This window comes from Vibrio diabolicus (genome assembly GCF_011801455.1).
Lineage (GTDB): Bacteria > Pseudomonadota > Gammaproteobacteria > Enterobacterales > Vibrionaceae > Vibrio > Vibrio diabolicus.
On record NZ_CP042451.1, the window covers coordinates 2,617,675 to 2,632,869 of the forward strand.

Sequence of the window (15,195 nt, forward strand, 5' to 3'; positions counted from 1 at the left end):
AAATCCTTCACGTTATTGGTGTTACAGTTATTCTTTATTAATCCAGGTAGTCATAACCAGGAATTGTTAAAAAGTTGGTCAGCTCATCGCTCGTAGTGAGCCTTGCCATCAAGTCTGCCGCTTCTTCAAATCGACCCGCTTGGTAGCGCTGCTCGCCAATTTCTTGTTTCACTACTTCAATCTCTTCTTTTAGATAGAGCTCGAACAGATCCTTAGTGACCTTCAATCCGTTATCTAGCGACTTGCCGTGTTGAATCCATTGCCAGATAGAAGCGCGAGAGATTTCAGCTGTCGCCGCATCTTCCATCAAGCCATAAATCGGTACACAACCATTACCAGAAATCCAAGCTTCGATGTATTGCAGCGCAACACGAATATTGTGGCGCATTCCGGCTTCTGTACGCTCGCCTTCACAAGGCTCGAGTAGTTCAGCCGCTGTAATAGGTGCATCCTCTGAACGACTCACATCCAATTGGTTGGTGCGCTCGCCCAGTACAGCACTAAAAACTTCCATCGCGGTGTCAGCCAAACCTGGATGAGCTACCCAAGTACCGTCGTGACCATTGTTTGCTTCTAGCGATTTGTCAGTCTGGATCTTGTCTAATACTTTTTGATTCTCTTGCGGGTCTTTCGCTGGGATAAAGGCAGCCATTCCTCCCATCGCGAAAGCACCTCGTTTATGACAAGTACGCACCAATAATCGCGAGTAAGCGTTCAAGAATGGCTTGTCCATAGTGACCACTTGGCGATCTGGCAGTACGCGTTCAGGGTGCTTCTTCAAGGTTTTGATGTAGCTAAAGATGTAATCCCAGCGACCACAGTTCAAACCAACAATGTGTTCTTTAAGCGAGAACAGAATCTCATCCATTTCGAATACGGCTGGTAAAGTTTCAATCAGCACAGTCGCTTTGATGGTGCCTGTATCAAGACCGAAATAGTCTTCCGTGAAATGGAACACTTCGCTCCACCACTTCGCTTCGTGATGCGATTGCAGTTTTGGAATGTAGAAATAAGGGCCGCTGCCTTTTTGAAGTAACGCTTTGTAGTTGTTATAGAAGTACAGAGCGAAATCGAATAGCGCACCTGGAATGATCTGACCGTGCCACGTAACGTGTTTTTCTTTTAAATGAAGGCCGCGAACACGGCAGATCAACACCGCTGGGTCATCTTCCAGCTGATAATGCTTGCCATTGCCAGGGTTGGTGTAACTGATGGTGCCATTCACGGCATCGCGTAAATTCACTTGCCCATCCAGCACTTTACTCCATGCTGGAGACATTGAATCTTCGAAGTCTGCCATAAACACTTTTACATTCGCATTCAGTGCGTTAATCACCATCTTGCGATCAGTTGGTCCGGTAATCTCCACACGGCGATCTTGCAGATCTTGTGGGATTCCCAGGATCTTCCAGCTTCCTTCACGGATGTCTTGTGTCTCTGGTAAAAAGTCTGGCAGCTCACCTGCATCGATACGCGCTTGCTTCTCTTCTCGTGCTTCCAGCAACTGCTCAACACGTCCGGCAAATTTTTCACACAGTAGAGATAAAAAGGTTTGGGCTTCAACAGGGAAAATTGCTTGATGTTCTGGAGCAACGACTCCATTCACCTCAAGCATGCCTTGGGTTTGCTTTAGTTGTTGTGTTTTTTGTTCTGTCTGAGCAAGCATAATCATTCATCCTTAACGTGCTTTATCCATCTTGGGCAGTCAGCGTAAAGCTACATTTGTAAGTTATGAACAACAAATTACATCCTTTAACTTTGTGTTCAACTCGTCTAGCCATGTCGATAGATTGCGTAATGTTATGTGTATTTTCAATCTAGACATAAGTCTTATCGGCCTTTAAATAAGCTATCTCAACAAAGGGTTTAACGAAACCCCCAAGATAAACAAAACAGAAAATTCGAAGTTTTATTCGGCAGGGTAAAAACCGCCTATCGAACACCTATTTTTGTAATTTATTACGTAATTAAATTACATTAATTTTAAGGTAGATTTATCATTTCAAACGAGTGTATGAATATAGACTGGTAAACAAACGCCTTGTATTCACAAGGGCTGGCAAGGTGGATTCAAACAAGGGTCAAACAAGACATACAAGGTTTTGTGTAAAATTAACATTGTGAAATTTCACTATTTTATGAAAGCTTCATCAAAGAAGAGCTGTAAAATTTTACAAGTCAAAGTTCACCGACAGAATAAAATACTAGAAAGCGCACTGTTTTCAGTGCGCTTTTAGATAAATAATGGAGATGTAGAGGCTAATACTAATAGCTAAAGCAGTTCGGAAACGACTTCTGCAAGCTGATTAAATGTTTTCGTTCTTGATGAACTCGGACGCCAAACTAAGCCAATTTCGCGATAGGCTTGCTTTCCTGGGGGATCGATCACGACTAAATTCTGGTTATGCAGCAGGCCGTGGTCGATAGCCATTTGAGGAATGAACGTCGTTCCCAAACCATTCGCAACCATTTGCACCAAAGTATGAAGGCTGGTTGCTGTAAACGGATTAATTTTTTCTTTATCTGTTAATTTACACGCAGATACCGCGTGTTCCGTTAAGCAATGCTCTTTCTCTAATAAAAAGACGGATTCGTCAGGTAAATCTGCGTAACGAATCGGCACAGGCACCGATTGGGCTTGATTCGCACTAATAACCATTCGAAACGGATCCTTACCCACCACTCGGCTTTCCATACCGTCAATTTCGACTGGCAACGCTAAAATGAGTACATCCAGCTCACCGTGTCTAAGCGCTTGAAGTAAGTTTGTTGTCGTGTCTTCTCTTAATAAAAGATTCAGTTGTGGGAAACGGTAGTTAACCTCTTGCACCAAATCACACAGTAAAAACGGAGCAATTGTTGGTATGCATCCCACTTTTAGCTGGCCTTGCATATCGTCGCCTTGGCACATACGTCCAAGCTCGACCAAATCTTGCCCTTTTGCTAACAGTTCTCGCCCCTGCTTTACTACCATTTCTCCTGTTTGGGTAAAAACCAGTGGACTTTTCTTGTCTTTCTTTTCATATAATGGACAACCAATCAATTCCTCTAAGTTTTGAATACCTTTACTTAAAGTCGACTGACTGACAAAACAACGCTCTGCAGCGTCACTAAAATGTCTTGTTTCATGCAGTGTGACTAAGTAGTGCAACTGCTTCAAACTGGGCCATTTATTCATAATTGTATTTGTATCTACCGCTGTTCCAGTGATCGAGTTAAGAGTTTTGCTATTATCGTTTTTTTCGATTAACTCAATCTATTTATTTCGCTTTTTTCAATACTACAATCTGTACTATAGTTTGTCTCGTACAAACACGGACCAAACCGACACAACTGAATTCGGTTTGGAACTAACCATACTTTTTAGGAGCAAAAAAATGGTACTAGTAGGTCGTCAAGCCCCTGATTTTACTGCAGCAGCTGTTCTAGGTAACGGTGAAATCGTTGAAAACTTCAACTTTGCAGAGTTCACTAAAGGTAAGAAAGCAGTAGTATTCTTCTACCCACTAGATTTCACTTTCGTTTGCCCATCTGAGCTAATCGCATTCGACAACCGTCTAGCTGATTTCCAAGCTAAAGGTGTTGAAGTAATCGGTGTTTCTATCGATTCTCAGTTCTCTCACAACGCATGGCGTAACACTGCTATCGAAGATGGCGGTATCGGTCAAGTTAAGTACCCACTAGTTGCTGACGTTAAGCACGAAATCTGTAAAGCTTACGACGTTGAGCACCCAGAAGCAGGCGTTGCTTTCCGTGGTTCTTTCCTAATCGACGAAGAAGGCGTTGTACGTCACCAAGTAGTTAACGACCTACCACTAGGCCGTAACATCGACGAAATGCTACGCATGGTTGACGCTCTTAACTTCCACCAGAAGCACGGCGAAGTATGTCCTGCACAATGGGAAGAAGGTAAAGCAGGTATGGACGCATCTCCAAAAGGTGTTGCAGCGTTCCTATCTGAGCACGCAGCTGACCTAGGCAAAAAATAATAGACCTTCACCCTAGCTCAACGGGTGTGATGGTTGGATGTATATAAAGCAAAAAGCTAATGCGGAAAACCGCAAACGCCAATCAGTCTAAGTAAAGTCCTATCAAAGCCCAGAGCAAATGCTCTGGGCTTTCTTTTACCTTCAGATAAACCGCCAAAATGAGGTAACGCTGCAGCGTAAACTTTACCTCTATTTCTCATGCCCTCCATACAGATTCTGCTTACTGGCCCTGTTAATATCTTAGCCACAACACTTATTTGTAACGTTAGCAGGATAAATGAACGTGGTTACTCACCTAGAAGTCTGTATCGATAATATTGAATCTCTGCACTACGCCATTGCTGGCGGCGCCACTCGGATTGAGCTTTGCTCCTCTTTGGCTTTAGGCGGACTAACACCCAGTTATGGCTTTATGCAGCAAGCGGCTAAGCTTTCTAGTGTTCCAGTTTATGCCATGATCCGCCCACGCCAAGGTGACTTCTTCTACAATGAAGAAGAGATCGAAATGATGCGGTGGGATATTGAAGCGGCTCACCAATCGGGCTTGGATGGTGTGGTTTTAGGTGTACTCACTCAAGAGGGGGATATTCACATGCCCTTTGCAACAGCACTGTGCGAATTCGCACAGGAATTAGGGCTGGGCATAACGTTCCATCGTGCTTTTGATCAATGTAGAAACGCTCAATCAGCATTGGAAGAGGTCATCAGTTTGGGCTGCGAACGCATTCTCACTTCAGGGCTCGCACCTTCTGCGCCAGCAGGCCAGAAAGTACTTAAATCTCTTGTTGAACAAGCCCAAGGACGCATTGCAATCATGGCGGGTGCTGGCGTTAATGCGAGTAACGTACGTGCATTAGTAGAAGACACTCAGGTTCCTGAAATCCATTTGTCAGGGAAAACGACTCGACCTAGTAATATGAACTTTATTGCTGAACAAAGCAAAATGGGCGCAACTGATGTCGATGATTTCTTAATCCCCATCACAAGTACACAAGCCATTACCGATGTCGTAGCAGCTCTCAAATAGACGACCGTAACCTCACACGCATAGCTTTTGAGTGCTAACATATTGTTTATCAAGGAGTGAGGAAAGGTGTATGTCTAAATTGAAGAAAAAGGAATACGAAAAGGAGCTCAAAAACCTTCAAGTTGAGCTCGTAAAACTTCAAGAGTGGGTCAAACACAAAGGGTTAAAAGTGGTGGTTCTGTTTGAAGGCCGTGATGCTGCGGGCAAAGGCGGGGTGATTAAACGCATCACAGAAAAGCTAAACCCGCGTGTTTGTCGCGTGGTAGCTCTGCCTGCACCGACAGAAAAAGAAAAAACGCAATGGTACTTCCAACGTTACGTCGCTCATTTGCCATCTGCTGGTGAAATCGTGTTATTTGACCGAAGTTGGTATAACCGAGCAGGTGTCGAAAAAGTCATGGGGTTCTGTACGCCTGATGAATACGAAGAGTTTTTACGCTCTTGTCCTGAATTCGAAAGAATGTTGCAACGCTCAGGGATTATTCTGATTAAGTATTGGTTTTCGGTTTCAGACGAAGAGCAGGAAAAACGTTTTCTAGGTCGAATTAATACGCCGATCAAACGTTGGAAATTCAGCCCAATGGATTTGGAGTCACGTCATCGCTGGGCGGAGTATTCGGAAGCAAAAGATAAGATGTTTGCCTATACAGACACGAAAAACTGCCCTTGGTGGGTCGTCCCCTCTGACTCGAAAAAGAAAGCGCGCTTGAACTGCATCAGTCATTTACTTAGCCAGATTGATTACAAAGCACTTGAGTACCCACCGATTGAATTACCCGATCTCAATAAAGAAGGTTATGTCAGAGCGCCCATTGATGATCAGACCTTCGTGCCCGATAAATATTGATGTACTTTCCCTCTCCCTAATAAATAGACCAGCCTAAAAGCTGGTCTATTTATTGAAATCAGTTACTTCAGTACGTCATCAATGCTTTGATCACCTAGATGGCGTACATCTTTCCCTTTCACGAAGTAAATAATGTATTCACAGATGTTCTGGCAACGGTCCCCCACGCGTTCAATCGCGCGTGCAGACCACATCACTTGCAGAATATTGGGGATATTTTTTGGATCTTCCATCATGTAGGTCATCAACTGACGAATCACCGCTTCATACTCGGCGTCTAGTTTGTCATCTTGTTTGTGCACCTCTGCTGCCGCTTCTACATCCATGCGGGCAAACGCATCCAAAACCTGATGCAGCATATTAATTGCCTGACGGCAGAGAGGCTCTAACGACACTTGGAACTGTCGTTCTTTTGATGATGGGCTTTCAATGGCAACGTAAGCAATGCGTGTCGCCACGTCACCGATACGTTCTAAATCAGTGATCGTTTTGATGATAGCCATGATTAAGCGCAAGTCTTTTGCCGTTGGCTGACGCTTAGCAATAATGCGTGTGCAGGCGTCATCGATCGAGACTTCCATCGCATTCACTTTATGATCGTCACGCACAACCTTACGCGCCAGTTCGATGTCTTCTTTATGCAAGGCTTGAATAGCATACGAAAGCTGCTGTTCTACCAAGCCACCCATGGTTAATACATGAGTACGAATCGATTCTAGCTCTACGTTAAATTGTCCTGAAATATGACGTCCAAAGTGCATGATGTTCCTTATTCCGTATAGAGTCGCGACTTAACCGTATCGACCCGTAATGTAATCTTCGGTCTGTTTCTTCATTGGCGAGGTGAAGATCGAGTCCGCGTCAGAGTATTCAATTAACTTACCCATATGAATGAATGCGGTGTGATCACTCACTCGCGCCGCTTGCTGCATGTTATGGGTAACGATAACGACAGTATATTGAGTCTTCAGCTCATTGATAAGCTCTTCAATAGTTAAAGTTGAGATTGGATCCAACGCTGATGTTGGCTCATCCAATAACAGGACTTCCGGCTCAATCGCCACCGCGCGCGCAATGACCAAGCGCTGTTGCTGACCACCAGATAAGCCAAATGCGTTCTCATGCAAGCGGTCTTTTACCTCATCCCACAACGCCGCCGAGCGCAAGGATCGCTCCACTGCGTCATCTAAACTGCGGCTGTTTTTTACACCTTGTAAGCGTAAGCCATAAACTACATTTTCATAAATAGACTTAGGAAATGGATTGGGTCTTTGAAACACCATCCCCACTCGGCGTCGAAGTGTCGCAACATCGACATTGGGATGATAAACATTCTTGCCATGTAGACGCACTTTACCTGTGACTCGACACCCTTCCACTAAGTCGTTCATGCGATTGATGCAACGTAATAACGTCGACTTTCCACACCCTGAAGGACCGATAAAAGCGGTGACTCGCCCTTTGGGAATTCGCATCGAAATATCATGCAGCGCCTGAGTTTGACCATAGAACAGATTAAGGTTCTCGATTGAGATTGCTGTTTGTTCATCCGTTAAATTATGAACGTCCAATGGTGGCTCATAACCTAATGTACTATCAAAATTAAACATACTTAATCTTGTCCTAACGTTCTGTATTTTTCTCGTAAATTATTGCGAATACTGATTGCTGTTAAGTTTAGCCCGACAATCACTGTCACGAGTAAGAAAGAGGTAGCATAAACTAATGGTCGCGCAGCTTCGATGTTGGAGGTTTGAAAGCCAACATCGTAAATGTGAAAACCTAAATGCATGAACTTTCTATCCAAATGCACATAAGGGAATTGCCCGTCAACCGGTAAACTGGATGCCAATTTCACGACCCCCACCAGCATCAGTGGCGCTACTTCGCCAGCTGCACGCGCAATCGCAAGGATCAGCCCTGTGATAATAGCTGGCGTCGCCATAGGCAAAACCACACGCCATAGTGTTTCGAACTGAGTTGCACCAAGCGCCAGAGAACCATGTCGTACTGAACTCGGAATACGAGTTAAACCTTCTTCTGTTGTCACAATCACAACTGGAAGCGTCAACACGGCAAGAGTTAGTGCAGACCACAACAAACCCGGAGTACCAAAGGTTGGTGCCGGTAGCTTCTCCGCATAGAATACGTTATCGATAGAGGCACCAATCGTATAAACAAAGAAGCCTAAACCAAATACGCCATAAACAATCGATGGAACACCCGCTAGGTTTATAACCGCAATACGAATAACCCTGGTTAGAGCGTTATTCTTAGCATATTCATGTAGATAGATAGCGGCGATCACCCCAAGTGGCATCACAATGATCGACATGATAAGTACTAAGAAAACCGTACCAAATATCGCAGGGAACACGCCTCCTTCAGAGTTCGACTCTCTTGGATCTTCAGATAAAAACTTCCAAACCTGCTTCCCCCAGTGCATGACTTTATCAGGCAGTGACATTTGGTTTGGGTACCAGTAGTCCAAAATGTCTTCGAGCGGAATCGATACTTGTGAGCCCGTCATATCCTCGACAATCAGGGCATAGCCAGAAAGCTGTAATCGTAAGCCATCAAGCTGTAAATCTAACGTCGCCAGAGCTTTCTCTATCCGCTCTTTTTTCGTCTGGTTTTCCTTTAAGAAGCTTTCTGTCAGCGTGTCATTCAACTCATGCTTGCGCTTTTCTAATCGCAACTGCTCTAGCTTCCAACCAAGCTCTTTAAGCTGATCGACAACCAAAGAGTCAATCTCATGGCGCAGAGTTTCTGCATCATCCAGTTTTTTGTTCAAGACGGATTGAATATCGTTGGTGTATAAGTTGTCTCCATCCTGAAACGCCACCAGCTTACCAAAAAAGTAACCGCCGCTGCTGCGCTCGATCACAGCCCACTCTTTTGGCGTCGTGGGCTCATCCAACTGCATTTGCAATACGGAGATAAAATCGGCGGGATACAACTCTCGGTTAGCGATTTTGATACTGAGTCGCGTGGCAAAGTCTTCATCGTCTTCTAACTGCTGTGCTGCGCTTTCAGGCAGATAACTCTTCGGTACAAAGCTGCGCTCATACACTTGGCCAATCAGAATAGTATTTTCATGTAGCACTTCGCCTTGCACAGGAGTCAGCGCTGCAACATTCCACTGATACAAGGGCGCTGGCCAAAAGTAAGTCAGGCCTTTCCAGCCGATAAGGAGTAACAACCCTAATACCGACAACAAACTGATGCTGACTGCACCGCCTGTTAGCCATATCCACGGTGCGCCAGAACGAATCCAATTTAACACGTCATTACTCGCTCTTTATTCAAACCATTATTACAACGCACGGTACTTGTCTCTCAGTCTCTGACGAACCCACTCCGCAAGCGCGTTTACTGCAAACGTAAATACAAACAAAATCAATGCAGCTAGGAACAGCAGGCGATAATGCGAACTTCCAACTTCCGACTCTGGCAACTCAACGGCGATGGTCGCCGACAGGCTGCGCAATCCTTCCAAAATATTCCAATCCATTAATGGCGTATTGCCCGTTGCCATTAACACAATCATGGTTTCACCAACAGCGCGTCCCAGGCCCATCATAATGGCAGAAAAAATACCTGGGCTTGCGGTAAGCAAGACAACATAGATTAAAGTTTGCCAAGGCGTGGCCCCTAATGCCAAAGAGCCATCCGATAAATGCTTCGGTACAGAGAAAATGGCATCTTCGGCGATGGTAAAAATCGTCGGGATAACAGCAAACCCCATCGCTAACCCCACCACCAATGCATTGCGTTGATCGTAGCCAATACCATGCTCGGTTAAGAATAAGCGCATATCGCCACCAAAGAACGTCTGCTCAATCGTAGGCGAAATCCACACGCCAAGCCCAATCAGTACCAATATGACAGGCATGAGCACTAAAGCATGCCAACCATTAGGCAGACGATTCCGCAAAGGTTGCGGTATTAATGCCCATAGCCCACCCATAATCATGGTGCTCAAGGGCAAAACAAACAGCATGACGACGATCGTAATCAGGTGATCTTCGACAATAGGCGCGAACCACAATCCCGCTAGGAAACCTATGATCACCGTCGGCAGTGCTTCCATTAGCTCAATCGACGGTTTTACGACACGACGCATGCGTGGCGACATAAAGTAAGCCGTATAAATAGCACCTAGCACTGCGAGCGGTACTGAAAACAGCATCGCAAACATCGCCGCTTTTATCGTCCCAAACGCAATAGGTACTAGGCTGAACTTAGCCTCAAAGTTATCGCTCGCCGAAGTCGATTGCCACACATATTCAGGCTCAGGATACCCTTCGTACCACACTTCTTGCCATAATGAGGACAATGAAATTTCCGGATAGGCATTGTCCACTTCCGCAACATTTAACTCATTATTTTGCCAAGTGATTAAGTAGCGTTCATTGTTAGACATTGCTGCGATTGCGGGCGCTTGATTGTACGCACGCTTAAACAACACCAGTTTTTCACTGGTTGTATAATGGCTTTGCAACGTGCCGTTGGTGTAAAAGCTATAAAATCCTTTTCGATGAGAATCCGGCAACAAATACTTAAGCTCTGATGCCAATTTAAAATCACGAATATGCGTTAACGTGCGCTTTTCTTCTTGCAGCGTATCAAACCATTGCGACACCCGACCATCGTTGTGCGTCACCAACAGCGAGTAAGCACCAGCCAATAAATCTATCGTACGAACGGAATGCTTCTTATCACCTTGAGTGAGATCGACCACCTCTCGCACAGCAAATTTACGTGCGGTTTTCTTTAACACGATCAACTCAGAGCCATCGAGCAAATAAAGCGTTTCACCATCAGGTGTCAATAACATTTTCTGAGGTGCATCAAAGCCTGAAGAGAACGTAAAATCGATCGTTGTCAGAGGCGTACCCAAAGACGAAGCCGCTTGCCAGCGAGCCTTCACTTCACCGCTTTGTGTCTGCCAAACAATTGTTGGTAACGGCGTTGAAGCTGCAAACACAAACTGAGTCACAGGATCTTGAGGCGTACTCAGCGTCAGATCCATGCTGGTGTCTAACTCAATCACTTCCGGAGGACGTGTATTTTCTCTCAACGTGGCATTAAATTCAGGCTTGAAAAGGTGCGCTTTACCCTGCCCATCAACAAACCCATACCAACCTAGTCCAGGAGCAGATTGAGAGAAAGCGACGGGTTCCTGGACGATTTGCTGTTTATACACCGCAGGCTTCGTAGGATCGTCCATCGACAAATATTGAATCTCACCACTTTGGGTTAGAACGAACGCGAGCTGAGCGTAATCATCCACCGAAATCGCCAGTGGTGTTTCAATATGAGTGGCTCGAATTGCTTGGTTGGTTTTGATCTCCGCATCAGAAAAAAGCGGAATGATCACCATGGCGAGGTAGACAAAGATCAAAATAAGCGCCGCGAGTACGCCGACACCACCGGATGTCACTGCAAGTCGAACTAAACGATCTTTTATCAGTCGTTTCTTATCTTTTTCCTGCAATGAAAACTCGGCTTGTGCCATTTAAATCTCTACCTTTTTTGACTTAGTACTAGAATATGTCGTTAAGATGACAATTATATTACAGATCACATTAAACACCTGAAAAGAATACAACTCTTATGCAATGCGTGGTATGAAATAAATCTGTAATGAAAATCTCATAATGTTCTCACTCATCCATTTTTCCAAGATGAGTACGTATTACTTCACTTTTGGCTAGGTAAGGTTATGAGCGCAGAAAAACTATATATAGAAAAAGAACTTAGTTGGTTGTCTTTCAACGAACGAGTATTACAAGAAGCTGCCGATAAAACCGTCCCTTTGATCGAACGTATTCGCTTTCTTGGGATCTTTTCCAACAATTTAGATGAATTTTACAAAGTACGCTTTGCGGACGTGAAGCGCAGAATCCTAATCAGCCAAGAGCGTGGTGGCAGCGATAGCCCTAAACGACTGTTAACCAAAATGCAGTCGAAAGCACTCAAGCTTAACGAACAATTTGATGAGCTTTACAGCGAATTGATTCGAGAAATGGCGCGACGTCGCATTTTCTTGGTCAACGAACAACAACTGGATGAATCGCAACAAAAGTGGATCGCGAAATACTTCCGTAGAGAGGTCATGCCGCATATCACTCCTCTGCTAATGAAAGACGAGATCGATGTTCTGCAATTTCTCAAAGACGAGTACGCTTACATCGCCGTAGAACTGCGTAAAGAAGAGCATTACCAGTACGCTCTGATCGAAATTCCGACCGATCACCTTCCCCGCTTTGTGATGGTACCAGAACAGAAAGGAAAGCGTCGAAAAACCATCATCTTACTTGATAATATTATCCGCCACTGTTTGGATGAGCTGTTCAAAGGCTTTTTTGATTATGATGAGCTTAGCGGCTATGCGATGAAAATGACGCGTGACGCCGAATACGATTTACGCAACGAAATCGAATACAGCTTGCTCGAACAAATGTCTGAAGGTGTCAATCAGCGACTGACAGCAAAGCCCGTTCGCTTCGTCTACGAACGTGATATGCCGCCCCAAATGCTAGAGTTTCTTTGTAACAAGCTCAATATCTCTAATTACGATAACCTTATCCCCGGCGGCCGCTATCACAATTTTAAAGACTTCATTGCGTTTCCAAATGTTGGGCGAGAGTACCTTGAAAATAAACCGCTTCCGCCAATGAAATGCGCCGATTTCGAAGGTTACGCTAACAGCTTTGACGCGATTAAAGCGAAAGATATTCTGCTCTATTACCCCTACCACACTTTTGACCACATTAGTGAGTTGGTACGCCAGGCCTCCTTCGATCCAAAAGTACTTAGTATCAAGATTAACATTTACCGTGTCGCGAAAGATTCTCGCTTGATGAACTCGTTAATTGATGCGGTGCACAACGGCAAAAACGTCACCGTGGTCGTGGAGCTGCAGGCTCGCTTTGATGAAGAAGCCAATATCGAATGGTCAAAAGTGTTGACCGAAGCTGGTGTGCACGTCATCTTCGGGGCGCCTGGCCTTAAGATTCACTCAAAGCTACTGATGATCAGTCGCCGTGAAGGTGAAGAAATTATTCGCTACGCGCACATCGGCACAGGCAACTTCCATGAGAAGACGGCACGAATTTATACCGACTTCTCTCTCCTTACCGCAGATCAAGAAATCACTAACGAAGTTCGTAATGTCTTCGGTTATATTGAGAATCCATATCGCCCAGTGAAGTTCAATCACCTCATGGTATCTCCACGTAATTCTCGTACCCAAATCTACCGCCTGATCGATAATGAAATTGCGAATGCCAAGCTAGGAAAGAAAGCCGCTCTTACGATCAAGGTCAATAACCTAGTCGATAAAGGCATCGTCAATAAGCTGTATGGAGCAAGTACGGCGGGAGTGAAAATAAATATGATCATTCGCGGCATGTGCTCCTTAGTACCGGGCATTGAGGGGATCAGCGACAATATTCGCATCATCAGTATTGTTGACCGCTTTTTGGAACACCCACGCGTGGTGATTACCCATAACGATGGCGATCCGCAAGTCTATATCTCTTCTGCTGACTGGATGACAAGAAATATCGATCACCGCATTGAGGTGGCGGCGCCAGTCCGTGATCCACGTTTGAAACAGAGAATTATTGATATAACGAATATCCATTTTACCGATACAGTAAAGGCTCGTTTTATAGATAAGGAAATGAGCAACGCTTACGTACCACGAGGTAATCGCAAAAAAGTTCGTTCTCAAATCGCTATCTATGACTATCTTAAAAATATAGAAAAGCAAACTAGAAAACAAAATTCAGATGCCTCAAATACTTGAACAAGATACTCGCTACATTGCCGCGATAGACCTCGGCTCAAACAGTTTCCACATGGTAGTGGCCAAGGTTGTAGGCAGTGACTTACAACTGGTTAGCCGTCATAAACAGCGTGTTCGCTTAGCATCAGGACTCGACAGTGAATTGAACTTAAGTCATTCCGCGATGGAACGTGCGTTAGAGTGCTTAGCCATGTTCGCAGAGAGACTGCAAGGGCTTGATGAGTCGAATGTGCGTATCGCCGCGACACACACACTAAGACGCGCTAAAAATGCTCATCTATTCATTGAGCGTGCGAAAGAAGTGATGCCCTTCCCAATAGAAATCATCCCAGGGGAAGAAGAAGCCCGCTTGATTTACTTAGGTGTCGCTCACACTCAAGTAGAGTCAAACTCCAAGTTGGTCGTTGATATTGGCGGCGGCAGTACCGAAATGATCATTGGACAAGAGTTTGAACCTGAGCTTCTCAACAGTAAACAGATGGGATGCGTCAGCTTTACAGAGCAATATTTTAAAAACGGCAAACTGTCTGGGAAAAACTTCAATAAAGCGATGTTAGCCGCCGAGCAAAAACTCGAGTCCATCGCTTCAGCATACCGTAAAAAAGGCTGGGATATCGCGCTCGGCTCATCAGGAACCATCAAAGCGATTCAAGAAGTGCTAGTAGGATTAGGTTTTGAAGATGGCCTGATCACCGCGAAGAGACTGGACACGCTTATTGAAACTCTGTGTAATTTTGATTCAATTGAAGAGATTGAACTGACAGGTTTAACAGAAGAACGTAAGCCCGTATTCGCGGCAGGCGTGGCGATTTTGTCCGCCATTTTCAAAGCACTTCGCATTGAGCAGATGTTTTTCTCCGATGGTGCTCTGCGCGAAGGTCTGTTGTACGAAATGGAAGAGCGTTTTGCGCGCTCCGATATACGTATGCGCACAACTGAAAATTTAGCCAACAAACACCGGGTTGACTTAGAGCATGCTGCTCGTGTTAAAGGCCATGCACGTGAGATGTTATGTCAGGTGCGCTCTGAACTAGGCATTAAGAAAAAGAGTGAGTTATTTGACTTACTAGAATGGGCAGCGTTGCTTCATGAAGTCGGATTAAGTATCAACTTACGTAGCTTCCATCGCCACTCTTTCTATATTCTGTTGCATTCCACTCTACAAGGCTTCAACCGTGAACAGCAATTAGTGCTCGCAACATTAGCCCGCTTCCAACGCAAAGCGCTCAAACTGCAAGAACTGCCAGATTTCAACCTCTACAAACAAAGTGACGTGATAAGCCTCATCAAAATATTAAGACTTTCTATCGTATTAAATGGACAGCGTAACGAAGATCCATTGCCTGACATCACTTTATCCATCAAAAATGATGAATGGATTCTTACGTGCACAGATAAAGCATGGCTAGAAAGCAACAAATTGCTTCATGCTGATTTACAGGAAGAACAAGAACGATGGAGCAGCGCGAAGTGGACACTCACTTTCTAATCTCGCACTGTTCACGCCTAAATA

General features: G+C 44.8%; 11 protein-coding genes. 5 read left to right on the plus strand and 6 right to left on the minus strand.

The window, feature by feature from the left end; genetic code table 11:
- Positions 1–37: 37 nt before the first annotated feature.
- Positions 38–1,666, minus strand: coding sequence for a malate synthase A (aceB, locus tag FR741_RS12430; protein WP_167426863.1), 1,629 nt, complete (start codon positions 1,664–1,666; stop codon positions 38–40).
- 606 nt (positions 1,667–2,272) lie between these two features.
- Positions 2,273–3,178 carry a hydrogen peroxide-inducible genes activator gene (locus FR741_RS12435; RefSeq protein ID WP_005383681.1) on the minus strand — a complete coding sequence of 302 codons (906 nt, stop codon included), beginning with the start codon at positions 3,176–3,178 and terminating at the stop codon, positions 2,273–2,275.
- Positions 3,179–3,377: 199 nt separating this feature from the next.
- Between FR741_RS12435 and FR741_RS12440 the strand changes: the two genes are divergently transcribed.
- The 3 genes from FR741_RS12440 (at position 3,378) to ppk2 (ending at position 5,863) form a co-directional block, all read left to right on the plus strand.
- On the plus strand, positions 3,378–3,989 hold the full coding sequence (locus FR741_RS12440; protein WP_005381738.1) for a peroxiredoxin C: 612 nt from the start codon (positions 3,378–3,380) through the stop codon (positions 3,987–3,989).
- Between the two features lie 283 nt (positions 3,990–4,272).
- Positions 4,273–5,016 (plus strand): copper homeostasis protein CutC, encoded by a 744-nt coding sequence (locus tag FR741_RS12445; protein ID WP_408646619.1) that lies wholly within the window; start codon positions 4,273–4,275, stop codon positions 5,014–5,016.
- A 70-nt stretch (positions 5,017–5,086) separates the two neighbouring features.
- On the plus strand, positions 5,087–5,863 hold the full coding sequence (gene ppk2, locus FR741_RS12450; protein ID WP_167426865.1) for a polyphosphate kinase 2: 777 nt from the start codon (positions 5,087–5,089) through the stop codon (positions 5,861–5,863).
- A 62-nt stretch (positions 5,864–5,925) separates the two neighbouring features.
- Here ppk2 and phoU read toward each other — a convergent pair whose 3' ends face one another.
- Genes phoU through FR741_RS12470 form a run of 4 tightly spaced genes read right to left on the minus strand, consistent with a single transcriptional unit; the run spans position 5,926 to position 11,384 of the window.
- Positions 5,926–6,624, minus strand: a complete 699-nt coding sequence (gene phoU / locus FR741_RS12455; protein ID WP_005381744.1) for a phosphate signaling complex protein PhoU — start codon at positions 6,622–6,624, stop codon at positions 5,926–5,928.
- A 30-nt stretch (positions 6,625–6,654) separates the two neighbouring features.
- Complete coding sequence (pstB, locus tag FR741_RS12460; RefSeq protein WP_005381745.1) at positions 6,655–7,473, minus strand: phosphate ABC transporter ATP-binding protein PstB; 819 nt, start codon at positions 7,471–7,473, stop codon at positions 6,655–6,657.
- A 2-nt stretch (positions 7,474–7,475) separates the two neighbouring features.
- On the minus strand, positions 7,476–9,149 hold the full coding sequence (gene pstA / locus FR741_RS12465; protein WP_046874345.1) for a phosphate ABC transporter permease PstA: 1,674 nt from the start codon (positions 9,147–9,149) through the stop codon (positions 7,476–7,478).
- Between the two features lie 30 nt (positions 9,150–9,179).
- Complete coding sequence (locus FR741_RS12470) at positions 9,180–11,384, minus strand: ABC transporter permease subunit (RefSeq protein ID WP_167426866.1); 2,205 nt, start codon at positions 11,382–11,384, stop codon at positions 9,180–9,182.
- Between the two features lie 207 nt (positions 11,385–11,591).
- Here FR741_RS12470 and ppk1 point away from each other — a divergent pair, with 207 nt between their 5' ends.
- Both ppk1 and ppx read left to right on the plus strand, forming a co-directional pair.
- The gene (ppk1, locus tag FR741_RS12475) at positions 11,592–13,682 is read left to right on the plus strand and encodes a polyphosphate kinase 1 (protein WP_005391598.1); all 2,091 of its coding nucleotides are present in this window, start codon (positions 11,592–11,594) and stop codon (positions 13,680–13,682) included.
- The gene (gene ppx / locus FR741_RS12480) at positions 13,666–15,171 is read left to right on the plus strand and encodes an exopolyphosphatase (RefSeq protein WP_167426867.1); all 1,506 of its coding nucleotides are present in this window, start codon (positions 13,666–13,668) and stop codon (positions 15,169–15,171) included. Before ppk1 ends, ppx begins: the two co-directional genes overlap by 17 nt.
- The last annotated feature ends 24 nt before the right edge of the window (positions 15,172–15,195 follow it).

Coding starts and splice junctions, on each gene's coding strand:
- aceB (WP_167426863.1), bottom strand. CDS start 1,666: ATGCTTGCTCAGACAGAACAAAAAACACAACAACTAAAGCAAACCCAA.
- FR741_RS12435 (WP_005383681.1), bottom strand. CDS start 3,178: ATGAATAAATGGCCCAGTTTGAAGCAGTTGCACTACTTAGTCACACTG.
- FR741_RS12440 (WP_005381738.1), top strand. CDS start 3,378: ATGGTACTAGTAGGTCGTCAAGCCCCTGATTTTACTGCAGCAGCTGTT.
- ppk2 (WP_167426865.1), top strand. CDS start 5,087: ATGTCTAAATTGAAGAAAAAGGAATACGAAAAGGAGCTCAAAAACCTT.
- phoU (WP_005381744.1), bottom strand. CDS start 6,624: ATGCACTTTGGACGTCATATTTCAGGACAATTTAACGTAGAGCTAGAA.
- pstB (WP_005381745.1), bottom strand. CDS start 7,473: ATGTTTAATTTTGATAGTACATTAGGTTATGAGCCACCATTGGACGTT.
- FR741_RS12470 (WP_167426866.1), bottom strand. CDS start 11,384: ATGGCACAAGCCGAGTTTTCATTGCAGGAAAAAGATAAGAAACGACTG.
- ppk1 (WP_005391598.1), top strand. CDS start 11,592: ATGAGCGCAGAAAAACTATATATAGAAAAAGAACTTAGTTGGTTGTCT.
- ppx (WP_167426867.1), top strand. CDS start 13,666: ATGCCTCAAATACTTGAACAAGATACTCGCTACATTGCCGCGATAGAC.